The organism is Salmonella sp. 2020_1459 (assembly GCF_043847915.1).
GTDB classification, from domain to species: domain Bacteria; phylum Pseudomonadota; class Gammaproteobacteria; order Enterobacterales; family Enterobacteriaceae; genus Salmonella; species Salmonella enterica.
In genome coordinates this window covers 167,556-190,551 of record NZ_JBCMFA010000002.1, presented here as the reverse complement: position 1 = coordinate 190,551, position 22,996 = coordinate 167,556, and the positions used below count along the sequence as shown (strand labels likewise).

General features: G+C 55.1%; 19 protein-coding genes and 1 riboswitch. Of the genes, 6 read left to right on the top strand and 13 right to left on the bottom strand.

Going from position 1 to position 22,996, the window contains the following annotated elements:
• Window positions 1-229: 229 nt before the first annotated feature.
• Window positions 230-1,042 (top strand): co-chaperone DjlA, encoded by an 813-nt coding sequence (djlA, locus tag ACH0VJ_RS05845; protein WP_001200595.1) that lies wholly within the window; start codon window positions 230-232, stop codon window positions 1,040-1,042.
• A 94-nt stretch (window positions 1,043-1,136) separates the two neighbouring features.
• On the opposite strand, the gene rluA is transcribed toward djlA, so the two are convergent.
• The 4 genes from rluA to ACH0VJ_RS05825 form a co-directional block, all read right to left on the bottom strand.
• On the bottom strand, window positions 1,137-1,796 hold the full coding sequence (rluA, locus tag ACH0VJ_RS05840; RefSeq protein WP_000525202.1) for a bifunctional tRNA pseudouridine(32) synthase/23S rRNA pseudouridine(746) synthase RluA: 660 nt from the start codon (window positions 1,794-1,796) through the stop codon (window positions 1,137-1,139).
• Window positions 1,797-1,807: 11 nt separating this feature from the next.
• On the bottom strand, window positions 1,808-4,714 hold the full coding sequence (gene rapA / locus ACH0VJ_RS05835; protein ID WP_001116978.1) for an RNA polymerase-associated protein RapA: 2,907 nt from the start codon (window positions 4,712-4,714) through the stop codon (window positions 1,808-1,810).
• A 173-nt stretch (window positions 4,715-4,887) separates the two neighbouring features.
• The gene (polB, locus tag ACH0VJ_RS05830; RefSeq protein WP_000035715.1) at window positions 4,888-7,239 is read right to left on the bottom strand and encodes a DNA polymerase II; all 2,352 of its coding nucleotides are present in this window, start codon (window positions 7,237-7,239) and stop codon (window positions 4,888-4,890) included.
• 43 nt (window positions 7,240-7,282) lie between these two features.
• Window positions 7,283-7,903, bottom strand: a complete 621-nt coding sequence (locus ACH0VJ_RS05825) for a YdcF family protein (RefSeq protein WP_000877511.1) — start codon at window positions 7,901-7,903, stop codon at window positions 7,283-7,285.
• A 517-nt stretch (window positions 7,904-8,420) separates the two neighbouring features.
• Between ACH0VJ_RS05825 and ACH0VJ_RS05820 the strand changes: the two genes are divergently transcribed.
• Entirely contained in the window at window positions 8,421-8,840 is a 420-nt protein-coding gene (locus ACH0VJ_RS05820; protein ID WP_001103155.1) for a DUF4751 family protein, read from the top strand.
• Between the two features lie 5 nt (window positions 8,841-8,845).
• On the opposite strand, the gene araD is transcribed toward ACH0VJ_RS05820, so the two are convergent.
• The 3 genes from araD to araB form a co-directional block, all read right to left on the bottom strand.
• Window positions 8,846-9,541: an L-ribulose-5-phosphate 4-epimerase gene (gene araD, locus ACH0VJ_RS05815; protein WP_000888685.1), complete on the bottom strand. Its 696-nt coding sequence runs from the start codon at window positions 9,539-9,541 to the stop codon at window positions 8,846-8,848.
• A 140-nt stretch (window positions 9,542-9,681) separates the two neighbouring features.
• Window positions 9,682-11,184, bottom strand: coding sequence for an L-arabinose isomerase (gene araA, locus ACH0VJ_RS05810; protein WP_000151693.1), 1,503 nt, complete (start codon window positions 11,182-11,184; stop codon window positions 9,682-9,684).
• 10 nt (window positions 11,185-11,194) lie between these two features.
• Window positions 11,195-12,904 carry a ribulokinase gene (gene araB / locus ACH0VJ_RS05805; RefSeq protein ID WP_000951817.1) on the bottom strand — a complete coding sequence of 570 codons (1,710 nt, stop codon included), beginning with the start codon at window positions 12,902-12,904 and terminating at the stop codon, window positions 11,195-11,197.
• A 340-nt stretch (window positions 12,905-13,244) separates the two neighbouring features.
• Between araB and araC the strand changes: the two genes are divergently transcribed.
• Window positions 13,245-14,090 (top strand): arabinose operon transcriptional regulator AraC, encoded by an 846-nt coding sequence (araC, locus tag ACH0VJ_RS05800; protein WP_000852385.1) that lies wholly within the window; start codon window positions 13,245-13,247, stop codon window positions 14,088-14,090.
• A 118-nt stretch (window positions 14,091-14,208) separates the two neighbouring features.
• The gene (locus tag ACH0VJ_RS05795) at window positions 14,209-14,976 is read left to right on the top strand and encodes a DedA family protein (protein WP_001148369.1); all 768 of its coding nucleotides are present in this window, start codon (window positions 14,209-14,211) and stop codon (window positions 14,974-14,976) included.
• 38 nt (window positions 14,977-15,014) lie between these two features.
• Here ACH0VJ_RS05795 and thiQ read toward each other — a convergent pair whose 3' ends face one another.
• The 4 genes from thiQ to sgrR all read right to left on the bottom strand — a co-directional run bounded on the left by thiQ (window position 15,015) and on the right by sgrR (window position 20,111).
• The gene (gene thiQ / locus ACH0VJ_RS05790; protein WP_000915973.1) at window positions 15,015-15,722 is read right to left on the bottom strand and encodes a thiamine ABC transporter ATP-binding protein ThiQ; all 708 of its coding nucleotides are present in this window, start codon (window positions 15,720-15,722) and stop codon (window positions 15,015-15,017) included.
• Entirely contained in the window at window positions 15,706-17,316 is a 1,611-nt protein-coding gene (gene thiP / locus ACH0VJ_RS05785) for a thiamine/thiamine pyrophosphate ABC transporter permease ThiP (protein ID WP_000235631.1), read from the bottom strand. The genes thiQ and thiP overlap by 17 nt, the downstream gene beginning before the upstream one ends.
• Entirely contained in the window at window positions 17,292-18,275 is a 984-nt protein-coding gene (gene thiB, locus ACH0VJ_RS05780) for a thiamine ABC transporter substrate binding subunit (RefSeq protein WP_000915326.1), read from the bottom strand. The genes thiP and thiB overlap by 25 nt, the downstream gene beginning before the upstream one ends.
• Window positions 18,276-18,306: 31 nt before the next feature.
• Window positions 18,307-18,406: riboswitch (TPP riboswitch) on the bottom strand.
• Between the two features lie 46 nt (window positions 18,407-18,452).
• Window positions 18,453-20,111: an HTH-type transcriptional regulator SgrR gene (gene sgrR / locus ACH0VJ_RS05775; RefSeq protein WP_001139041.1), complete on the bottom strand. Its 1,659-nt coding sequence runs from the start codon at window positions 20,109-20,111 to the stop codon at window positions 18,453-18,455.
• Between the two features lie 92 nt (window positions 20,112-20,203).
• Here sgrR and sgrT point away from each other — a divergent pair, with 92 nt between their 5' ends.
• Both sgrT and ACH0VJ_RS05765 read left to right on the top strand, forming a co-directional pair.
• Window positions 20,204-20,326, top strand: a complete 123-nt coding sequence (gene sgrT / locus ACH0VJ_RS05770) for a glucose uptake inhibitor SgrT (RefSeq protein ID WP_001248755.1) — start codon at window positions 20,204-20,206, stop codon at window positions 20,324-20,326.
• 317 nt (window positions 20,327-20,643) lie between these two features.
• On the top strand, window positions 20,644-20,925 hold the full coding sequence (locus ACH0VJ_RS05765; protein WP_000755259.1) for a DUF5339 family protein: 282 nt from the start codon (window positions 20,644-20,646) through the stop codon (window positions 20,923-20,925).
• Window positions 20,926-20,978: 53 nt separating this feature from the next.
• Here the strand turns inward: ACH0VJ_RS05765 and leuD are convergent, their stop codons facing one another.
• Entirely contained in the window at window positions 20,979-21,584 is a 606-nt protein-coding gene (leuD, locus tag ACH0VJ_RS05760) for a 3-isopropylmalate dehydratase small subunit (protein ID WP_000818265.1), read from the bottom strand.
• A 10-nt stretch (window positions 21,585-21,594) separates the two neighbouring features.
• Complete coding sequence (gene leuC / locus ACH0VJ_RS05755) at window positions 21,595-22,995, bottom strand: 3-isopropylmalate dehydratase large subunit (RefSeq protein ID WP_001140634.1); 1,401 nt, start codon at window positions 22,993-22,995, stop codon at window positions 21,595-21,597.
• Between the last annotated feature and the right edge of the window lies 1 nt (window position 22,996).

The following is a 22,996-nucleotide window of genomic DNA, read 5'->3' as shown; positions in this document are numbered from 1 at the left end:
CGGTAGCGTTGCGCGTGACAAACGGTCACAGCCTAACTTACTCATCTTCGCTGCGCCAGTGTTAATCCTGCCGTTTAGCGTCTGTGGTGTTAGGCACGGCATTGAATGACAGGTATGATAATGCAAATTATAGGCGATGTCCCACAATTGACCGTAGCCTTCATTCGCAGAAAAGCACCTTATTTTGTGGGAGATAGCCTCACCGATAGCGTAACGTTTTGGGGAGTCTATGCAGTACTGGGGAAAGATAATTGGCGTCGCCGTAGCCCTGATGATGGGCGGCGGCTTTTGGGGCGTGGTCCTGGGTCTGCTGGTGGGCCATATGTTCGACAAAGCCCGCAGCCGAAAAATGGCGTGGTTTGCCAACCAGCGGGAACGGCAGGCGCTGTTTTTTGCCACCACCTTTGAGGTGATGGGCCACTTAACCAAATCAAAAGGACGGGTGACGGAAGCGGATATTCATATCGCCAGTCAGTTGATGGATCGTATGAATTTACACGGCGATTCACGTACTGCCGCGCAGAACGCCTTTCGGGTCGGAAAAGCGGATAATTACCCATTACGTGAAAAGATGCGGCAGTTTCGTAGCGTCTGCTTCGGGCGTTTTGATCTGATCCGGATGTTTCTGGAAATTCAGATCCAGGCGGCGTTTGCCGATGGCTCGCTACATCCTAATGAGCGGGAAGTGCTGTATGTGATTGCGGAAGAGTTAGGTATTTCCCGCGTACAGTTCGATCAGTTTCTGCGCATGATGCAGGGCGGCGCGCAGTTTGGCGGCGGTTATCATCAACAGTCCGGCGGCGGCTGGCAGCAGGCGCAGCGCGGCCCGACGCTGGAAGATGCCTGTAATGTGCTGGGGGTTAAAACCACCGACGATGCAACCACCATTAAACGCGCTTATCGCAAACTGATGAGCGAGCATCATCCGGACAAACTGGTCGCGAAAGGTTTACCGCCGGAAATGATGGAAATGGCGAAGCAAAAAGCGCAGGAAATTCAGAAAGCGTATGAGCTAATCAAAGAACAGAAAGGCTTCAAGTGATTGAATTGCCGGATGCGGCTAGCGCCTTATCCGGCCTACGTTAATGAATGTAGGCCGGGCAAGCGAAGCGCCCCGGCATAAATTGGCTCTGAATTTAAAAATCTGCCGGGACTTTAAACGTCATGCTGTTACCGTAAGCGGGATGGGTAATGGTCAGCATTTCGGCGTGTAACTGCAAACGCGGCGCCAGCGACAACGCTTCCGGCGAGGCGTAAAACCGATCGCCTAAAATCGGGTGGCCTAACGCCAGCATATGCACACGAAGCTGATGCGAACGTCCGGTGATCGGTTTGAGCACCACGCGGGCGGTATTATCCGCCGCAAACTCCACCACGTTATATTCCGTTTGCGCCGGTTTGCCGGTTTCATAACACACTTTCTGCTTTGGCCGGTTCGGCCAGTCGCAGATAAGCGGTAAGTCAACCAGTCCTTCCGCCGGGGAGGGATGCCCCCATACGCGCGCCACATACTGCTTTTTCGGCTCACGTTCGCGGAACTGGCGTTTTAGCTCCCGCTCCGCGGCTTTGGTCAGCGCCACTACAATCACGCCGCTGGTGGCCATATCCAGACGATGCACCGATTCTGCCTGCGGGTAGTCGCGCTGGATACGCGTCATAACGCTGTCTTTGTGCGCTTCCAGACGCCCCGGCACGGACAACAGGCCGCTGGGCTTATTGACCACCATAATGTGCTCATCCTGATACAGGATAACCAGCCAGGGTTCCTGCGGCGGATTGTAGTTTTCCATCCCCATGTACGGCTCCGTTATTGGTGCGTGACGACGATAAGACGCAGCGCGTCCAGACGCCAGCCTGCCTGATTCAGGCTTTCCAGCACCTGCTGACGGTTGCTGTCGATAGCGGCAAGTTCGTCGTCGCGAATGTTCGGGTTGACGGCGCGCAGCGCTTCCAGACGCGACAGTTCCCCGGACAGTTTTTCATCCGCCTCGCGACGCGCGTTATCAATCAGCGCTCTGGCGGACTTTTCAATCTGCGTCTCGCCCAGTTGCAAAATGGCATGGACGTCCTGTTGCACGGCGTTAACCAGTTTGCTGCCGGTGTGGCGATTCACGGCGCTGAGCTGACGGTTGAAGGTTTCAAACTCGACCTGGGCGGCCAGATTGTTGCCGTTTTTATCTAACAGCATACGTACCGGCGTCGGCGGCAGGAAGCGGTTCAGTTGTAGCTGTTTCGGCGCCTGCGCTTCCACGACGTAAACCAGTTCGACCAGCAGCGTGCCGACTGGCAGCGCTTTATTTTTCAACAGCGAAATGGTGCTGCTGCCGGTATCGCCGGAGAGGATCAGATCCAGTCCGTTACGGATGAGCGGATGTTCCCAGGTAATAAACTGCGCATCTTCGCGAGACAGGGCTACGTCACGTTCGAACGTGATAGTACAGCCGTCTTCCGGCAGGCCGGGAAAATCCGGCACCAACATGTGGTCGGACGGCGTCAGCACGATCAGGTTGTCGCCGCGATCGTCCTGGTTAATGCCGACGATATCGAACAGGTTCATGGCGAACGCGATCAGGTTGGTGTCGTCGTCCTGTTCTTCAATGCTTTGTGCGAGTTGTTGGGCTTTTTCACCACCGTTGGAGTGGATCTCCAGCAGGCGGTCGCGGCCCTGTTCTAACTGGGCTTTTAGCGCTTCATGTTGCTCGCGGCAGGATTTGATCAGATCGTCAAACCCGTCGGTTTCTTCAGGCGCGGCCAGATAGTTAATCAGACTGGCGTAGGCTGAATCATAAATCGCGCGACCGGTCGGGCAGGTGTGCTCAAAGGCGTCCAGCCCTTCGTGATACCAGCGAACCAGCACCGACTGGGCGGTTTTTTCCAGGTACGGGACGTGGATCTGGATATCATGCGCCTGGCCGATACGATCCAGACGACCAATACGCTGTTCCAGCAGATCCGGGTTAAACGGCAAGTCGAACATCACCAGATTGCTGGCAAACTGGAAGTTACGTCCTTCAGAGCCGATTTCGGAACATAACAGTACCTGCGCGCCGGTATCTTCTTCGGCGAACCAGGCGGCGGCGCGGTCGCGTTCGATAATCGACATGCCTTCATGGAACACGGCGGCGCGGATGCCTTCGCGTTCGCGCAGCACCTGCTCCAGCTGTAACGCGGTGGTCGCTTTGGCGCAGATCACCAGCACTTTTTGCGAACGATGGCTGGTCAGATAGCCCATTAGCCACTCAACGCGTGGGTCGAAGTTCCACCAGGTGCCGGTATCGCCTTCGAACTCCTGATAAATTTGTTCCGGATAGAGCATATCGCGGGCGCGATCTTCCGCGCTTTTACGCGCGCCCATAATGCCGGAGACCTTAATGGCGGTCTGATACTGGGTCGGCAGCGGCAGTTTTACCGTATGCAGTTCACGTTTCGGGAACCCCTTGACGCCGTTACGGGTGTTGCGGAACAGAACGCGGCTGGTGCCGTGGCGATCCATCAGCATCGACACCAGCTCATCACGGGCGGCCTGCGCGTCGTCGCGATCGCTATTAGCGGCCTGTAACAGCGGTTCAATATCCTGTTCGCCGATCAGATCGCCCAGCCTGTTCAGTTCGTCGTTGCTGAGTTTATTGCCCGCCAGCAGCATGGCCACCGCATCGGCGACAGGGCGGTAGTTTTTCTGTTCTTCGACAAACTGTTCGAAATCGTGGAAACGGTTCGGATCGAGCAGGCGCAGACGGGCGAAATGGCTTTCCATCCCCAGCTGTTCTGGCGTGGCGGTCAGCAGCAGCACGCCCGGCACGCGTTCAGCTAACTGTTCGATGGTCATATATTCACGGCTCGGCGCATCGGTACTCCACACCAGATGATGCGCTTCGTCGACCACCAGCAAATCCCACTCGGCGTCGCACAAATGTTCCAGACGCTGCTTATTACGGCGGGCGAAATCCAGCGAACAGATCACCAGTTGTTCGGTTTCAAACGGGTTATACGCGTCGTGCTGCGCTTCGGTATAGCGTTCGTCATCGAACAGCGCGAAGCGCAGGTTGAAACGGCGCAGCATTTCTACCAGCCACTGGTGTTGCAGGGTTTCCGGCACGATGATCAATACGCGTTCCGCCGCGCCGGATAATAACTGTTGATGCAGAATCATCCCGGCTTCAATGGTTTTACCTAAGCCCACTTCATCCGCCAGCAGTACGCGCGGCGCGTGGCGGCGACCCACATCATGAGCGATATTAAGCTGATGCGGGATCAGGTTGGTCCGCTGGCCGCGCAGGCCGCTGTATGGCATCCGGTACTGCTCGCTCTGAAATTTACGGGCGCGATAGCGCAGCGCGAACCGATCCATTCGATCGATTTGACCGGCGAACAGACGATCCTGGGGCTTACTGAAAACCAACTTGCTGTCGAGCAGAACTTCGCGCAACGTCACATTGGTCTCTTCGGTATCCAGGCGGGTGCCGACATAAACAAGCAGGCCATTTTCTTCTTTTACTTCATCGATATGTAGCTGCCAGCCTTCATGGCTTGTAATCGTATCGCCAGGGTTGAACATGACGCGGGTCACGGGAGAATCACTGCGCGCATACAGGCGGTTTTCCCCCGTGGACGGGAAAAGTAAGGTGACGGTTCGCGCATCCATCGCAACAACGGTTCCAAGTCCCAGCTCGCTTTCTGTATCGCTGATCCAGCGTTGACCAAGTGTAAAAGGCATATGTGTTCGGCTCTATATCTTTAATTGCAGGCATTACTCGCCATTCCCAGGCGACAGCACTGGATAATTGCGAGTATACGACCCCGCTACCAGGCTAATGTGGTAGTGGCGTTAATTAGGTCCAGGAATGGAAAGGGCGCTATGGTACTGGAAGGCGGCGCTTTCGTCACGCGTCAAAATAGCCCCAGTTGCCCGGTCAGTAGTGTAGCAAAATTATCTTCAACGAAGGGAAGAATTCCTTCCGCCACGGGTTGTAGCTGGCGGGTAAGATAGTGTTCGTAATCCAGCGGCGACTGCTGGTAATCCACGGGCTCGGGGCCGTTAACAGTCCAGACATATTTTATGGCGCCGCGATTCTGATACTGCGCCGGACGACCCTGCTTCAGGTTTTGTTCATCCGCCAGCCGGGCGGCGCGAACGTGCGGCGGAACGTTACGTTGGTACTCATGTAAAGGGCGACGCAGACGCTTACGATAAACCAGCTGTGCGTCCAGTTCGCCCGCCATCAGTTTATCGATAGTCTCACGCACATAGTCTTGATAAGGTTCATTGCGAAAAACACGCAGATACAGCTCCTGTTGAAAGCGCTGCGCCAGCGGCGTCCAGTCGGTCCGCACCGTTTCCAGACCTTTAAATACCATGCGCTGGCTGTCGCCTTCCTGAATCAGGCCCGCGTAGCGTTTTTTACTGCCAGTATCCGCGCCGCGGATGGTCGGCATCAGAAAACGGCAAAAGTGGGTTTCAAACTCCAGCTCCAGCGCGCTGGTCAAATTTTGCTGTTGTAACGTCTGCGCCCACCATTCGTTCACGTGACGCACCAGCCTGTGCCCGATTTCCGCCGCATCGGCTTCTGAATGCGCGCGCCGGAGCCAGACGAAAGTGGAATCGGTATCGCCATAAATCACGTCATAACCCTGCGCCTCAATCAGCGCTTTGGTCTGGCGCATAATCGCATGACCGCGCATGGTGATTGACGACGCCAGACGGGGATCGAAAAAGCGGCAGGCCGTGGTGCCGAGTACGCCATAAAAGGCGTTCATAATGATTTTAAGCGCCTGCGAGAGCGGTTTATTGCCCTGACGTTTGGCTTCATCGCGCCCGTGCCAGATTTGGCTAACAATTTCCGGCAGGCAGTGCTTTTCTCGTGAAAACCAGGCGTCAAGGAAACCTTCGGTACTGTGTTCCGGATCCGGCTGCGCCATGCCTTCGACCAGCCCGACGGGATCAATCAAAAACGTGCGGATAATCGACGGGTACAGGCTTTTATAATCCAGCACCAGTACTGAATCGTATAATCCGGGTTGTGAATCCATTACGTAGCCGCCGGGACTTGCCAGCGGCGGCACTTCGCCGAGATTGGGCGCGACATAGCCGGCGCGGTGCATTCGCGGAAAGTAAAGATGCCCGAATGCGGCGACTGAACCGCCGTGGCGATCGACCGGCAGGCCGTTGATCGTCGCGCGTTCCAGCAAAAACGGCATGATCTCGGTTTTATGGAAAATGCGCGTGACCAGCTCGCAGTCTTTCAGGTTGTAGGTGGCGAGGGCGGGTTTATCCTGGGCAAAGCGGCGATCGATCTCATCCATACGATCCCAGGGGTTATCAATGGATTTTCCTTCGCCGAGCAGTTCCTGCGAGACGGCTTCCAGCGAAAAAGACGAAAAATTCCAGAACGCGGATTTAAGCGCGTCGATACCATCGATAATGACTCGCCCTCTGGCCTGGGCGAAAAAAACGCCGTTTTTGAAGCCATGTTCGCGCCACTCCAGTTCGCTATTGTCTCGCCCCAGCCGTAAAGGGATACGGTAGCGTTCGGCATGTTTTTGCAGCATACGCAGGTCGAACTGCACCACGTTCCAGCCGATGATGACGTCAGGATCATGCTCGGCAAACCAGGCGTTGAGTTTTTCCAGCAGCTGCGGGCGGCTGGCGACATACACAAGCTCGAAGTCCAGTTGGCGGTCATCGCCATTCGCCGGGCCCAGCATATAAACGGTACGCTGACCGCATCCTTCCAGACCAATGCAATACAGTTCGCCGTGTCGCGTGGTTTCGATATCCAGCGAGACCCATTTTAGCGGCGGTCGATAGTCGGGGTGGGGTTTAAGACGCGCATTGCGGATAACGCCGTTGCGCATCTCGCCGTCTACCCAAACGGGCGACGTAATAAAACGCTCCATCAGGTAACGTTCCGGCGGGCGTACATCCGCTTCATAAACGGTGACGCCGTTTTCGCGCAGCAGTTTCTCCATCCGCATAAGCTGGCGGTGAGTGCGGCAATACAGACCGGATACCGGCTGACGATGAAAGTCTCGCAGCTGGAGCGGCGTCAGGCGATAGTCTTTTTCCGCCTGTAGCAGCGAGGCGGCGCGGGAGGTCTGGCTGGTCGGAATAAACGCCACGGACTCTTGCGGTGCCAGCGTTGCCTGCACAGGGCCGTTGTCTGTCGCCAGCCAGAAAGAGACCTCCGTCCCTTGCGGCGTATCCCGCCAGTGCCGGGTTAAAATGAAACCTGCCTGCGCCACGATGATTACCTGTCTAAAAAATTCACGCTAATTATAACCTGTTTTAGGGGGTAATACTGTTATTTTGTACAGGCATATAACGTAAAAGCCGATATCCGCTGTAATAAAAAGTTTCTCGCAGTAAGAAGCGGGTTTTCGCCCACCAGGATTTATAGCGGGTGGATCGCGTGGGTGATGAGCGGCTATCGATACCATTATCCTGAGCGATAGTTTTCAGACGCAGCATATGCAGCGGATCGCTGACCAGTAACGCTGTGCGCCATTGTTGTTGTCGCAGGATCTGTTTTGCGTAACGAATATTTTCGCGCGTCACGGTAGAGCGCTCTTCAATAAAAATCGCCTTAGCCGGAATCCCTTTTTCCAGAACGTATTGACGGGCTATCGCCGCGTCGGAAACCGTTGCGCCAGCGCCGTAGCCGCCGGTTAATACCAACGCGCGGACAATGTGTTGTTGGTAAAGCCAGATGGCATGATCCAGTCTGGCCTGAAAAACGGGAGAAGGCGTTTTTCCGCTAACACCTGCTCCTGCGACAATCGCGCAGTCAGCTACGCGCGTCTGGTTTTGCTGACTGAACTGATAAATAGCGATGGCATTATGGATAAACACCGTAGCCATAATGAGAATTATGCCTGCCGCGATTCTGATGATGTAGCGATATTTCATGAATGAGTTCGTTCCCCGTGACGGGTGTAATGGATATTTTAACGATAAAATGGCTTTTAGCGTCAGATATTTTTGCTGACGTATATTTATCAATATAATGATGCCGGTATATACAGCAGATATAATTATCCTATAACTGCTAATTTTAAATCATGTTTATTTACAGTTTTTACCCATGTATTAGCCGTTTTGTGTCAAGTCTGTTTTCATACATTCAGTATTTTTCAGAAAGGCGCTTGTTCGAATCTGTTACTTATTTCTCGGATTAACAAAAAAGCGATATTTTTTGTTTGTTTTAATTAATGAAAAGTGTAACAATTTCATTTGGAACATCCGCACCGTCAGGTAGAAATATAATATTCCAATTGGCCGCTATGGTTAAATAAAAATGGATTACAGTGCGAATTCGTCGGGAACTCTCTGCATAATTTAATTTTTATTTTAGAATATAATTTTATTTTGACTTTCGGGTGCGGGTGTTTTTATCAAAATTTGTGGTATTCGGGAATGATCTTTTATGAATGTGAGTATGCAGGCGCGTCTGGTAGGGAGCGACCGTTATCTTTTCGTCAATACTCAACGCGCTAACCCTTCCATAAAAACCGTGAGTCGATTTTTTGAGTATAAAACATGGACAGAACAAATTTGGCGTACCGAGATTATTGAAAACGGCAATGCTTTTTTTCACTGGCAAGGACACGACAGAAAAAACGGACATCGGGATACCATTATTAATTATCTGTTAAATGGGCAACGCTGGCAGTCAACAATCGAAGATTATATTTTCTTCCATGCGCTGGAAGGAAAAGCGTGGCAGGGACATTATGATAATATTATTGAATATGTGAGTTCTGATCATTACGTCTATCAAAGCGCATTTGCTGAATATATCACCGACCAGATTCATCAACGCGCCCCCAATGGGACGCGTTTTTAGAGGCATTACTGCCCGTAATAGGCTTTTGCGCCGTGTTTGCGTAGATAGTGTTTATCCAGCAGGGATTGCTGCATGTCGGGCAACTGCGGCGCAAGCTGGCGGCAGAAGATCCCCATATAGGCCACTTCTTCCAGCACGATGGCGTTATGCACGGCATCCTCGGCATTTTTACCCCAGGCAAACGGGCCGTGCGAATGGACAAGCACGCCGGGCATTTGAGCGGCGTCAATACCTTGTTTTTCAAAGGTTTCAACAATGACATTGCCCGTTTCCCATTCATACTCGCCATTAATTTCCGCCTCGGTCATTTTGCGAGTGCAGGGAATCGTACCGTAGAAATAGTCGGCATGGGTGGTTCCCGTCGCCGGAATCGGCTGGCCCGCCTGCGCCCAGATAGTCGCGTGGCGCGAATGGGTGTGTACGATGCCGCCGATAGTCGGAAATGCCTGATATAACAAACGGTGGGTTGGCGTATCGGACGACGGTTTCTTATGACCTTCAACGACTTCACCGGTCTCCAGGCTGACCACCACCATATCGTCAGCGGTCATGACGCTATAATCGACGCCGGACGGCTTAATCACCAGTACGCCGCGTTCGCGATCGACGGCACTAACGTTACCCCAGGTGAGGGTGACCAGGTTGTGTTTTGGCAGCGCCAGATTAGCTTCCAGTACCTGGCGTTTGAGATCTTCTAACATTGTTTTCTCCCTGCCGGATGGCGCTTCGCTTATCCGGCCTACGAGCGACGGTGTGCCGGATGGCGACATAAATGCCTTATTCGGCCTACAGGACCGTAGGCCCGGTAAACGCAGTGCCACCGGGCATTCAGACTTCACTTTTAGCGTTTTAAACCGTAATACACCTCGTTCCAGCGCAGCGCGTCCTTAAAGGCCGGCAGACGGGTATCGTTATCAATTACCGCGATTTCGATATCGTGTATTTCTGCGAACTGGCGCATATCGTTCAGATCCAGCGCGTGGCTGAAGACGGTATGGTGCGCGCCGCCAGCCAGAATCCACGCTTCGGAGGCGGTCGGCAGATCCGGCTGCGCCTTCCACAGCGCGTTAGCCACCGGCAGTTTCGGCAGGGAGTGCGGCGTTTTTACGGTGTCAATGCAGTTGACCAGCAGGCGATAACGATCGCCGAGGTCGATCAGGCTGGCGACGATCGCCGGGCCGGTTTGGGTATTGAAAATCAAACGCGCCGGATCTTCCTTGCCGCCAATGCCGAGGTGCTGGACGTCGAGGATCGGTTTCTCTTCCACTGCGATGGACGGACACACTTCCAGCATGTGCGAGCCGAGCACTAGATCGTTGCCTTTCTCGAAGTGGTAGGTGTAATCCTCCATAAATGAGGTGCCGCCCTGCAGACCGGTTGACATCACTTTCATAATGCGAAGCAGAGCGGCGGTTTTCCAGTCGCCTTCGCCCGCAAAGCCGTAGCCCTGTTGCATAAGACGCTGTACGGCCAGACCCGGAAGTTGTTTCAGGCCGTGCAAATCTTCAAATGTCGTCGTAAAGGCGTGGAAGCCGCCCTGTTCCAGGAAACGCTTCATACCGAGTTCAATACGCGCCGCCTCCCGCACGTTCTGGCGTTTATCGCCGTGGATTTGGGTTGCGGGCGTCAGGGTATAGCTGCTTTCATACTCGTCAATCAGAGCGTTGATATCGCCGTCGCCGATAGAATTCACCACCTGCACCAGATCGCCGACCGCCCAGGTATTGACCGAAAAGCCAAATTTGATTTGCGCGGCCACTTTATCACCGTCAGTCACTGCGACTTCACGCATATTGTCGCCGAAGCGGCAGACTTTTAGCTGGCGGGTATCCTGTTTAGAGACCGCCTGGCGCATCCAGGCGCCGATACGCGTATGGGCCTCTTTATCCTGCCAGTGACCAGTGACGACCGCGTGCTGCTGGCGCATCCGCGCGCCGATAAAACCGAACTCACGACCGCCGTGCGCAGTCTGGTTCAGGTTCATAAAGTCCATATCGATGCTGTCCCACGGCAGGGCGGCGTTAAATTGGGTATGGAATTGCAGTAGTGGTTTGTTAAGAATACTCAGCCCGTTGATCCACATTTTGGCCGGGGAGAAGGTGTGCAGCCAGACCACCAGCCCCGCGCAGCGATCGTCATAATTGGCGTCACGACAAATGGCGGTAATCTCATCCGGCGAGGTGCCCAGCGGTTTTAATACCAGTTTACATGGCAGTTTGGCTTCGGTATTCAGCGCGTTGACCACATGCTCGGCATGTTGAGTGACCTGACGCAGGGTTTCTGCGCCATACAAATGCTGGCTGCCAATCACAAACCATACTTCATAATTATCAAAAATCGTCATTGTCGTGTCCTTAATGAGTCAGGATTGCCTGATTGGCCGGGGTCGTTGGCGCCGGCGCGGCAGTCGGAAGATAATGTTGTTCTGCGCTTAGCGCCCACTGCTGGTAGCGGCGGTAAAGCTGTTCGAGGCGTTGCGCCTGTTCAGGGCGGGGACGCAGAGTGCGTTCTACCGCGCTTGCCATGCTTTGCTGGGCGGCAGGAATATCGGCATGGACTTTCGCAGCGACGGCGGCAAAGATAGCGGCGCCTAATGCGCAACACTGGTCGGAAGCGACGATCTGCAACGGACGATTCAGTACGTCGCAGCAGACCTGCATAATGACCTGATTTTTACGGGCGATGCCGCCAAGCGCCATCACGTTATTGACCGCGATACCCTGATCGGTAAAACACTCCTGAATGGCGCGCGCGCCGAAGGCGGTCGAAGCGACCAGACCACCAAACAGCGCTGGCGCGTCGGTGGCGAGATTGAGATCGGTAATGACGCCTTTCAGACGCTGATTAGCGTTTGGCGTGCGGCGACCGTTAAACCAGTCGAGCACCACCGGCAGGTGATCCAGGGACGGATTTTTCGCCCAGGCGTCGGTGAGCGCTGGCAGTAACTGCTTCTGGCTGGCGTTAATCTGGGTTTTCAGTTCTGGGTGCTGCGCGGCAAGTTGCTCCAGCGGCCAGCTCAACACGCGGCTAAACCAGGCGTAGATATCGCCGAAAGCAGATTGGCCCGCTTCCAGACCGATAAAGTTCGGCACCACGCTGCCGTCAACCTGACCGCAAATGCCTTTCACGGCGCGATCCCCGACGCTCTGTTTATCCGCAATCAGAATGTCGCAGGTAGACGTGCCGATGACTTTCACCAGCGTATTGGGCTGTGCGCCCGCGCCGACCGCGCCCATGTGACAGTCGAACGCGCCGCCGGAAATCACCACGCTTTCCGGCAAGCCGAGGCGCTGCGCCCATTCGGCGCACAGGGTGCCCACGGGCAGATCGGCGGTGAAGGTTTCGCTAAATAACGGGTAGCGCAGATGACGGTTAATACACGGATCGAGTTCATCAAAGAAGCTCGCAGGCGGCAGACCGCCCCAGCTTTCATGCCACAGTGTTTTGTGCCCGGCGCTGCAGCGGCCACGGCGGATATCCTGCGGGCGAGTGGTGCCGGAAAGCAGCGCCGGCACCCAGTCACACAGTTCAATCCACGAGACGGCGGCCTGCGCGACGGCGCTATCCTGACGGGTAACGTGCAGAATCTTCGCCCAGAACCATTCGCTGGAGTAAATGCCGCCAATATAGCGGGAGTAGTCGACCTTGCCTGGCTTATGGCACAGACGAGTGATTTCGTCGGCCTCTTCCACCGCGGTGTGATCTTTCCACAGCACAAACATCGCATTCGGGTTCTCGGCGAACTCCGGACGCAGCGCCAGGACGTTACCGTCGGCGTCAATCGGCGCTGGCGTAGAGCCGGTGCTGTCAACGCCAATGCCAACGACATTTGCGCGTTGCGCGGCGCTTAATTGTGCCAGAACGGCTTTCAGCGCGGCCTCCATTGACTCCATGTAGTCGCGCGGATGATGACGGAACTGGTTGTTCGGGCCGTCGCAATAACGGCCTTCTTGCCAGCGCGGATACCACTCTACGCTGGTGGCGATCTCGTCGCCGGTGGCGCAGTCCACTGCCAGAGCGCGCACTGAATCACTGCCAAAATCGAGGCCAATTGCAATTGCCATCGTCTTACTCCATCCAGAAAAACAGGTATGGAGAAACAGTAGAGAGTCGCGGCAAAAACCGTCAGGCAGGATTCGCTAATCTTATGGACAAAAATGCTAATGCTTTGCAAAGTGTGACGCTGTGCAAATATTCAATGTGGACATTCCAGCCATAGTTATAGACACTTCTGTTACTTAATTTTATCGCCTGAACTGTACGCTTTTGTTACAAAGCGCTTTTCACAAGCGGGGTTGATACGTGCTTTCATCAAGCGCAAGGTCTTGCGGAGACGTAAGCACTGTCGTCCTGTTCAATATGGACAATTTGTTTCTTCTCTGAACATCGGGGGGTAGAGAAATCATGGCTGAAACGCAAAATGATCCGCTATTGCCGGGATATTCATTTAATGCCCATCTGGTCGCCGGACTGACGCCAATTGAAGCGAATGGATATCTGGATTTTTTTATCGATCGTCCGTTGGGCATGAAGGGATATATTCTTAACCTGACCATCCGCGGAGAGGGCGTCATTAATAATAATGGCGAGCAGTTTGTCTGTCGGCCTGGCGATATATTATTGTTTCCGCCGGGCGAGATTCATCACTATGGACGGCATCCGGACGCCAGCGAGTGGTATCACCAGTGGGTTTATTTCCGGCCTCGCGCCTACTGGCAGGAGTGGCTGACCTGGCCGACAATCTTTGCCCAGACAGGATTTTTCCGCCCGGACGAGGCGCGCCAGCCGCATTTCAGCGAACTGTTCGGGCAGATCATCAGCGCCGGGCAAGGGGAAGGCCGCTATTCTGAGCTACTGGCGATCAATCTGCTGGAGCAGTTGTTGCTCAGACGTATGGCGGTAATTAATGAGTCGTTGCACCCGCCGATGGATAGCCGTGTGCGCGATGCCTGCCAGTATATCAGCGACCATCTGGCGGACAGTCATTTTGATATCGCCAGCGTCGCCCAGCATGTCTGCCTGTCGCCCTCCCGGTTATCGCATCTGTTCCGCCAGCAGTTAGGCATTAGCGTATTGAGCTGGCGCGAAGATCAGCGTATCAGCCAGGCGAAACTTCTGCTTAGCACTACGCGAATGCCGATAGCGTCCGTTGGGCGCAATGTTGGATTTGACGATCAGCTCTATTTTTCGCGGGTATTTAAAAAATGCACCGGGGCCAGTCCTAGCGAGTTCAGGGCCGGATGTGAATAAAAAGTGAATGATGTGTCCACAAAGATGTCATAAGCCGTAACTATTCGGATAATTGACGGCTTGACGAAGGGGGACGGGGTAAGCAGAATCCCTGCTTCATCACGCTGACGGACACACTATGCAAGCACTGCTGGAACACTTTATCACCCAATCCACTCTGTATTCGCTTATCGCCGTGTTGCTGGTCGCCTTCCTGGAATCGCTGGCGCTGGTGGGGTTGATTTTACCCGGCACGGTACTGATGGCGGGGCTGGGCGCGCTTATCGGCAGCGGCGAGCTCAATTTTTGGCATGCCTGGCTGGTGGGTATTATCGGCTGTCTGATGGGCGACTGGATTTCGTTCTGGCTGGGGTGGCGCTTTAAAAAGCCGCTACACCGCTGGTCTTTTATGAAAAAGAACAAGTCGCTGCTGGATAAAACCGAACACGCGCTGCATCAGCACAGTATGTTCACGATCCTGGTCGGACGTTTTGTCGGTCCGACGAGGCCGCTGGTGCCGATGGTGGCAGGGATGCTGGATCTTCCCGTAGCGAAATTTATTGGGCCGAACTTGATTGGCTGTTTGCTGTGGCCGCCGTTTTATTTCCTGCCGGGCATTCTGGCGGGAGCGGCAATCGATATTCCTTCCGATATGCAGAGCGGAGATTTCAAATGGCTGCTGCTGGCGACGGCGTTACTGCTGTGGGTCGGAGGCTGGCTATGCTGGCGGCTGTGGCGCAGCGGCAAAGCGGCAGTCGATCGTTTAACCGCGTATTTCCCCCGCAGCCGTTTGCTGTATCTGGCGCCGTTGACGCTCGGGATCGGCGTGGTCGCACTGGTGGTGCTGGTTCGCCACCCGCTGATGCCGGTATATATCGATATTCTGCGCAAAGTTGTGGGTTACTAACGATTCCTTTGCCGGATGGCGGCTTCGCCTTATCCGGCCTACAAAATATGGGATTTGATGCCCAATAGCGCTGAGGCGCTGGCTTGACCGCTTAGTAGCTCGTCTGTTTTGCCTTGCCACGCAATGCGTCCGTCGGCCACGACGATTGACCGGGGCGCAATTCGCGCCGCATCTTCCACGCTGTGCGAGACCATCAACAGCGTAAGCTGTCGCTCGCGGCAGATATCGCTGACCAACGTCAGCATCTCCTGACGCAGCGCGGGATCGAGCGCGGAGAACGGTTCATCCAGCAGCAGTACCGGCTGTTCACGTACCAGGCAGCGCGCCAGCGCTACCCGCTGACGCTGGCCGCCGGACAGCTCGCCCGGCAAACGCGCCATCAGACTCTCAATGCCCATCTGACGTGCGATAGCGTCCCGTTTTTCCCGCTGGCTGGCGTTGAGCGTTAACCCGGGGTTTAGACCCAGACCGATATTTTGCTGCACATTCAGGTGGCTGAATAAATTATTCTCCTGAAACAGCATTGAGACCGGACGGCGTGAGGGCGGCGTAAGCGTATGATCTTCGCCGGCAATCAGTAGCGTACCGCTGGCAGGTGCAAGAAAACCGGCAATTAAATTCAACAACGTGCTTTTCCCCGCGCCGCTGGGGCCAAGAATCGCCACCTGCTCGCCGCGTTCTACCGCCAGCGTAAAACGCATCGGCAAATGATGGTAAAGCCAGGTGATATCAATCAGTTTTAGCATGTCGGCCCGGTAGTTTCTCTATGAGGGTAAATAACGTAAAGCAGAGCAGCAATAGTATCAGCGCGGTCACCGCGCCGTCCTGGCTGCGGTAGGAGCCGATCTGCTGATACAGATAAAACGGCAGCGTGCGGAAATTGTCATTGCCGAAAAGCGCGACGACGCCAAAATCACCGATAGAAAGTACGCAGGCAAACGCCAGCGCCTGCGCCAGCGGACGTTTCAGCGCCCGCAGTTCCACGACCTTTAACCGCGACCAGCCTTCAATTCCTAATGACTGGCACAGCATTCCATAACGGGCGGTAATATCGCGCATTGGGTTTTCCAGGACTTTTAGCGCGTAGGGGATTGCCATCAGCGCATTGGTGAAAATCACGATGCCGTCGGCGGATTCCGGTAAGCCAACGCTGTTATTGAGCAGTAAAAAGAAGCCTGTCGCCAGCACGATCCCCGGCATCGCGAGGATCAACATCCCGCTGAGTTCCAGCGTTTGTCCGGCGAATAGTTGCTGGCGTTGGCGTAGCTCGCGGCTACTCCACAGTAGCATCATGGTCAGCACCACACACAGAACGCCCGCCGCCAGCGCAATGCGTAGCGATGTCCAGACAGCCTGCCACAGAATGGGTTGCGCCAGCACCTCCAGCAGGCTGCGGTTGATGCCATCGACCACCACGGCGACCAGCGGCGGAAGCAGCAGCAGCAGCGCCAGCACGATTAATAAGGCGTCCGTCAGACGGCTGTGGAGACGATCGTCAGGATCGCGCCAGCCCTGCGTCAGCGTCATCCCCGGTGCAATCGCTTTGCTCAACCGTTGGCTTAGCAGTACCAGCGCCAGGCAGCAGACCATCTGGATTAATGCCAGCATCGCCGCGCGGGCGGGATCGTAGTCATAACTGAGCGCCTGAAAGATAGCCAGTTCGATAGTGGTGGCCTGCGGGCCGCCGCCGAGCGACAGAACCGTTGCGAAACTGGCGAAGCAGAGCATAAAAATCAGCGCCGCGACGGGCGGAATTTGGCGGCGCAGCCACGGCCATTCGACAAAACGGAAAAAATGCCAGCCGCGCATACCGAGCTGGGCGGCGAGCTGGCGCTGCTCGCCGGGAATGCTTTCCAAAGATTGCAGCAACAAACGGCTCGCCATTGGCAGGTTAAAAAAGACGTGCGCCAGTAAAATGCCCTGCAAGCCGTAGGGGGAGAATGTCCACTGAAGCCCCAGCATCTGCCACAGCGAGGCCAGCCAGCCCTGACGGCCATACACGCTAAGAATGCCGAACACGGCAACCAGTACCGGCAGAATCAGCGTCATGGCGCACAGACGCAGCAGCGCCAGACGTCCAGGAAAACGGCGTCGATAAAGCGCGCGGGCGAGAAAAACCGCCGGGACCACAGACAGCACTGCGGACAGAAACGCCTGCCAGAATGAGAAGCGCACCACATGCCACAGATAGCTATCCCGCCAGATTGTCGACCACGCGCCCGACGGCGCGTTCAACCAAAGCGCCAGAAAGGCCGCCAGCGAGACGGTTATCATCAGCGCGGCGGCGCACAGCCCCGGAATCAGCCAGCCGGGAATTAACGGCTGACGGCGCGTTGCCATTCGCTAATCCATGCCTGGCGTTGTGCTGCCACTTGTTGCGGCGTGAATTCCAGCGTTGTGGCGGGTTTTGCCAATGATTCAAACCCTGCTGGTAGGGCGACGTCCGCTACCGGGTACATCCAGTTGCCGGTGGGTATGGCGTTCTGAAACGCCGGAGAAACCATAAATTTGAGGAATTTCTCCGCCAGTTCCGGCTGCTTACTGGCGACGGTACGCGCCGCGACTTCTACCTGTAAGTAATGGCCTTCGCTGAAGTTCGCGGCGGCGTAATTGTCCTTCTTCTCTTCAATAATGTGATACGCCGGAGAGGTGGTGTAACTGAGCACCAAATCGCTTTCACCTTTCAGAAATAAACCGTAGGCCTCGCTCCAGCCTTTCGTCACCGTCACCGTTTTGGCCGCCAGTTTTTGCCAGGCCTGCGGCGCGTTATCGCCATAGACTTTGCGCATCCACAGTAACAGCCCCAGCCCTGGCGTACTGGTACGCGGGTCCTGATAAATTACCCGCCATTTTTGATCGCTCTCGACCAGTTCTTTCAGGCTTTTCGGCGGATTTTTCAGCTTGCTTTTATCGTAGACAAAGGCGAAATAGCCGTAATCGAACGGCACAAATGTGTCGTTTTTCCAGCCGCCGGGCACCTTGACCGCTTCATTCGCCACGCCGCTTTTGGCAAAAAGTTTAGTTTGCGTGGCCGCTTCCAGCAGATTATTGTCCAGCCCCAACACCACATCGGCTTTGCTGTTCTTCCCCTCCATCCGCAGGCGGTTGAGCAGCGAAACGCCATCCTCCAGCGCCACCAGTTTCAGCTCGCAGTTGCAATCGGCTTCAAACGCTTTTTTCACCGCCGGGCCTGGCCCCCAGTCGGCGGCGAACGAGTCGTAGGTATAGACGGTGAGAACGGGTTTGGCGAAAGCAGGCGCCGCGCACAGGAGTAAAAGTGGAAGATATTTTTTTAACACTTTGCACCTCAGTTAAAGAGTGGCAAAGGACTTGAGAGGTAGCCTCAAATCCCTTCGCCGGCATTATCCGGATCAGGTTCGACGGGTATTTTCTCAGCGCGCGCATGAGCGCGGCACCCCGTTGAGTTCGGCGTTAGTGTAGTGATTTTGTTGCCGGGCAGCAATCAAGAGCTGGCGTTAAGGATCTGGCGGCGCAAACCACGCCGATTTAAAATCAAACCAGCCGAGGGTATTCATGCGCAGCCCGCGCATACTGCGCTGTCCCTGGATAATCAGCCAGTGGTGGATCAACGGCACAATCGCTTTGTTGGCCAGCAGTTGCTGGCACCAGTTCGCCAGGTTCATCTCGCCAGCGCGCCACTGCGCGGCGTCGCCCTGCCAGTCGCGCGGAATGCAGTTCTGCAAGAGCGGTACTTCGCACAAGTGCGCGAACAGCGAGAAATCCAGCGGCAGCGTAAAGTTAGCGCTATTGAGCCAGATATCGCTTTCGATCTCGCCGGCGTGCCATTGATCGTAGTCGATCTCCTGAATATGCAGATGCACCTGATGTTCAGCCAGAAGCGCGCTCATGATACGGGCGATAACCCGGTGCTCAATGTGTTCGCGATAGAAGGTCAGCGTGAGGGTTTCCAGCCCGGCGGGTTTTTCGCCCGGGCCTGGACGGGCGTGATGCCAGCGCGGTAAAAGCCCATAGGCCGGGAACCAGAGCTGCTGTAGCGGTTCATCGGCATGATAGAGTAAATTGGTGGGGGAGAGGACGTGGCTTACCCATTCTCTGACCTGCGGATGTGCGCCGCGCGGCGTTCTGGCGTCGAATAGTAGGTAATAGCACCCCTCTTCCAGTCGGCTTTCTATCGCTTTTTCACCGCCTTGTATCGGCCCTTCCAGCATCAAGCTGCAGGCCGGTTCTTCACTGATATCCGGCAGTACCCAGACGTTCACTTCGTCTATCAACGCCCGATAGCCGAAGTAATCATCAAAGGCGAGTATCTTGAGCTGGTTTGGCGTATTACGCCGCACGGCATAAGGCCCGGTGCCGATAGGGTGGCTGGCGAAATTAGCCAGCGTTTCCCACTCCCGCGGCAAAATCATCGCCGGGACCTGGCCCAGCAGCCACGGCAACCAGCGATCCGGCTGGGAAAGATGAATATCCAGCGTCCACGCGGTAGGGGAGTCTATCTTTGTGATGTGCGAGTAAAGCGGAAGCGTATTGATACGCGTCAGCGAGGAGATGACATCTTCCATCTCCAGCTCGCGGCCATGATGAAAATGAATGCCGGGGCGCAGGTAGAAGCGCCACAGTAAAGGGGAAATTTGCTGCCAGTGGTGCGCAATATCCGCTTCTAGTTCCCCGTTTTCCTCATTTACCCGCGTGAGCGAACTGAAAATTTGCCGGGCAATATGAGTTTCCGAGCGACGTAATGCGGTTCCCGGCAGGAGATTGTGCATCGGACGATAGTAAAGAACCCGCAGAATATGCCGCCCCTGGCGGAAGCTGCGTCCCAGATGGGAAATCAGCATTTGCCTGACAGCGCTTTTATCGCCGACCAGTTGTACCAGTTGATCGATTCGATCTTGTTCCAGCAGGTCTTCCGCCCGCTGCTGTTGCAGCGCCAGTCCGGTATACAGGAACGTCAGACGCGAACGCTTTCCGCGTCCAACCTCGGCTTCCCATGTTAGCCAACCGCGCGCCTGCATCGTATTTAGCAGCGTACGCATATGGCGACGCGAACAGTTCAGCAGATCCGCCAGCTCATTAAGCGTGGTGTCTTGCGTTTTACCGTCACAACATTGCCAGAGACGGATAAATTGTTGTTGCAGGCGACCTGAGGGCATAAAAGGGGAACTCCGATGAAAAACTCAGCAATTTTATTATCCCTATATTAGGCCAATAATATCTTTCGATGAAGCAAGAGGAAGAGGTCACTATGCGCCAGTTCTGGTTGAGATATTTTGCCGCGACGGAAAAAACGTCCTGGCTGGCTTGCCTGAGCGCGCCGCAGCGCTTAAAAATGCTCGCGGAACTGATGCAGTGGGAGGCGACCGATTGAAGCCAATTGCAGACATCATGTGTGACTGAGTATTGGTGTAGGCGATAGCCTAAAATCACCCGCCAGCAGATAATATCTGCTGGCTTTTTTTATTTCGGCTGTTTCTGGATGACGACGATGGGACGGCGTCTCAACGGGATTTATGCGGCGGTTTCTGTGGTCACGCGGGGGTGAGCGGGCGAGTAAAAGACGTGTAATGTTGCGTGACAAGCGCCATTTTGCATGGTACTGAAACAGACTTTTTTTATTTTTATCATCGCTAATCTTATACGCGTTATCGCATGGTGCTTTAACGTGTTTAGTACAAAGGAATGATAATGAAAAAGGTTTTTTTGCTTGCAGCGCTTTTTGCTATGTCCAACTCCTCTTTCGCGGCAATGGCTGAAAGTTGTCAGCAATATTTTAATGATATTGATGCCCTGGTTGAGCAGGCTGCAGCAACGAGTGAACAGGCAAAACAGCAAGTTGACGCGATGAAGCCTCAACTCGAAGCGTCAAAAAAACAGTTGGAAACTGTAGCTGCATCCGACCAGGATGCTGCGTGTAAGCAGGCTCTGGCGTCAATGGTTCAGATTAAACAGGCTCTGGGATTAAAATAAGATAGATACCAGCAATAAGCGATGAGTATCGCTTATTGCTGGTCGTTTTGGTATCAACGCATAAACTCAGGCTGCTTGTCTTCGTACTCGGCAATCGCGTCTTCGTGCTGCAGCGTCAGCCCAATGCTGTCCAGACCGTTCAACATGCAGTGGCGGCGGAAGTCGTCGATTTTAAAGCTATAGGTTTTATCGCCTGCTTTCACCACCTGTGCTTCCAGATCCACTTCAAAATGAATCCCCGGATTGGCTTTCACCAGAGCAAACAGCTCATCGACCTGTGCGTCGCTCAGGGTTACCGGCAGCAGTTGGTTGTTAAAGCTGTTGCCGTAGAAAATGTCGGCGAAGCTTGGCGCGATCACCACTTTAAAGCCGTAATCGGTCAACGCCCACGGCGCGTGTTCGCGTGAAGAGCCGCAGCCAAAGTTTTCCCGCGCTAACAGAATCGACGCGCCTTGATATTCCGGAAAGTTCAGCACGAATTCCGGATTTGGCTGTTGGCCCTTTTCGTCCAGGAAACGCCAGTCGTTAAACAGATGGGCGCCAAAACCGGTGCGCGTAACCTTCTGCAAAAACTGTTTAGGGATAATTGCATCGGTATCGACGTTGGCGGCATCCAGTGGGACAACCAGGCCGGTATGCTGGGTAAATTTCTCTGCCATGGTAGTTTCCTTATTTGATGCTGCGAATGTCGGCGAAGTGGCCGGTAACGGCGGCAGCGGCGGCCATCGCCGGGCTGACTAAATGCGTGCGACCCCCGCGGCCCTGACGGCCTTCAAAGTTACGGTTGCTGGTGGATGCGCAGCGCTCGCCCGGGTTCAGGCGGTCATTATTCATGGCCAGGCACATGGAACAGCCCGGTAAGCGCCATTCAAATCCTGCTTCGATAAAGATCTTGTCCAGACCCTCCGCTTCCGCCTGCGCTTTCACCGGACCTGAACCCGGCACCACCAGTGCCTGTACGCCCGGCGCGACTTTGCGCCCTTTGGCGACTTCCGCCGCCGCGCGCAAATCTTCAATGCGCGAATTGGTACAAGAGCCGATAAAGACTTTATCGATAGCAACGTCCGTTAACGGTACGCCCGGCTGTAAGCCCATATAAGCCAGCGCTTTTTCGGCGCTGGCGCGTTCAACCGGATCGCTAAAGGAGGCGGGATCGGGGATGATGTCGGTGACGGAAATCACCTGGCCCGGATTCGTGCCCCAGGTCACCTGCGGCGCGATCTCTTCTGCTCGCAGGGTGACGACAGTATCAAAAGTCGCGCCGTCATCGGTTTTCAGCGTTTTCCAGTACTTGACGGCTTCGTCAAAATCGCGGCCCTTCGGCGCGTGCAAACGCCCTTTTACGTAGTTGAAAGTGGTTTCATCCGGGGCGACCAGACCGGCTTTGGCGCCCATCTCAATCGCCATATTGCACAGAGTCATGCGGCCTTCCATACTCAGCGCGCGGATAGCGTCGCCGCAAAATTCAACCACGTGCCCGGTGCCGCCGGCGCTGCCGGTTTTACCGATGATCGCCAGCACGATGTCTTTGGCGGTAATGCCCGGCGCGGCGTTGCCCGTGACTTCAATCTTCATGGTTTTAGCGCGCCCCTGTTTCAGGGTTTGCGTCGCCAGTACATGTTCTACCTCAGAAGTGCCGATGCCGAAGGCCAGCGCGCCAAACGCGCCATGGGTGGCGGTGTGGGAGTCGCCGCAGACGATGGTCATGCCCGGCAGGGTGACGCCCTGTTCCGGCCCCATCACATGGACGATGCCCTGATATGGGTGATTCAGGTCATACAGTTCGACGCCGAATTCGTTACAGTTCTTAATCAGCTCCTGCATCTGGATACGCGCCATTTCACCGGAGGCATTAATGTCTTTGGTCTGCGTCGAGACGTTGTGATCCATCGTGGCGAAGGTTTTCCCTGGCTGACGTACCGGACGATGGTGCGCGCGCAGACCATCAAACGCCTGCGGCGAGGTGACTTCATGCACCAGGTGGCGGTCGATGTACAGCAGCGGCGTTTCGTTTGGCGCCTCAAAGACCACGTGGGCATCAAATAATTTTTCGTATAACGTTTTGGCCATG

What these genes read in the sequence shown, in the direction of transcription:
- araA (WP_000151693.1), bottom strand. Translation starts at nt 11,184, where the DNA reads ATGACGATTTTTGATAATTATGAAGTATGGTTTGTGATTGGCAGCCAG.
- araB (WP_000951817.1), bottom strand. Translation starts at nt 12,904, where the DNA reads ATGGCAATTGCAATTGGCCTCGATTTTGGCAGTGATTCAGTGCGCGCT.
- leuC (WP_001140634.1), bottom strand. Translation starts at nt 22,995, where the DNA reads ATGGCCAAAACGTTATACGAAAAATTATTTGATGCCCACGTGGTCTTT.
- rapA (WP_001116978.1), bottom strand. Translation starts at nt 4,714, where the DNA reads ATGCCTTTTACACTTGGTCAACGCTGGATCAGCGATACAGAAAGCGAG.
- ACH0VJ_RS05825 (WP_000877511.1), bottom strand. Translation starts at nt 7,903, where the DNA reads ATGAAATATCGCTACATCATCAGAATCGCGGCAGGCATAATTCTCATT.
- thiP (WP_000235631.1), bottom strand. Translation starts at nt 17,316, where the DNA reads ATGGCAACGCGCCGTCAGCCGTTAATTCCCGGCTGGCTGATTCCGGGG.
- leuD (WP_000818265.1), bottom strand. Translation starts at nt 21,584, where the DNA reads ATGGCAGAGAAATTTACCCAGCATACCGGCCTGGTTGTCCCACTGGAT.
- araD (WP_000888685.1), bottom strand. Translation starts at nt 9,541, where the DNA reads ATGTTAGAAGATCTCAAACGCCAGGTACTGGAAGCTAATCTGGCGCTG.
- ACH0VJ_RS05795 (WP_001148369.1), top strand. Translation starts at nt 14,209, where the DNA reads ATGCAAGCACTGCTGGAACACTTTATCACCCAATCCACTCTGTATTCG.
- sgrR (WP_001139041.1), bottom strand. Translation starts at nt 20,111, where the DNA reads ATGCCCTCAGGTCGCCTGCAACAACAATTTATCCGTCTCTGGCAATGT.
- araC (WP_000852385.1), top strand. Translation starts at nt 13,245, where the DNA reads ATGGCTGAAACGCAAAATGATCCGCTATTGCCGGGATATTCATTTAAT.
- djlA (WP_001200595.1), top strand. Translation starts at nt 230, where the DNA reads ATGCAGTACTGGGGAAAGATAATTGGCGTCGCCGTAGCCCTGATGATG.
- ACH0VJ_RS05820 (WP_001103155.1), top strand. Translation starts at nt 8,421, where the DNA reads ATGAATGTGAGTATGCAGGCGCGTCTGGTAGGGAGCGACCGTTATCTT.
- sgrT (WP_001248755.1), top strand. Translation starts at nt 20,204, where the DNA reads ATGCGCCAGTTCTGGTTGAGATATTTTGCCGCGACGGAAAAAACGTCC.
- ACH0VJ_RS05765 (WP_000755259.1), top strand. Translation starts at nt 20,644, where the DNA reads ATGAAAAAGGTTTTTTTGCTTGCAGCGCTTTTTGCTATGTCCAACTCC.
- thiQ (WP_000915973.1), bottom strand. Translation starts at nt 15,722, where the DNA reads ATGCTAAAACTGATTGATATCACCTGGCTTTACCATCATTTGCCGATG.
- rluA (WP_000525202.1), bottom strand. Translation starts at nt 1,796, where the DNA reads ATGGGGATGGAAAACTACAATCCGCCGCAGGAACCCTGGCTGGTTATC.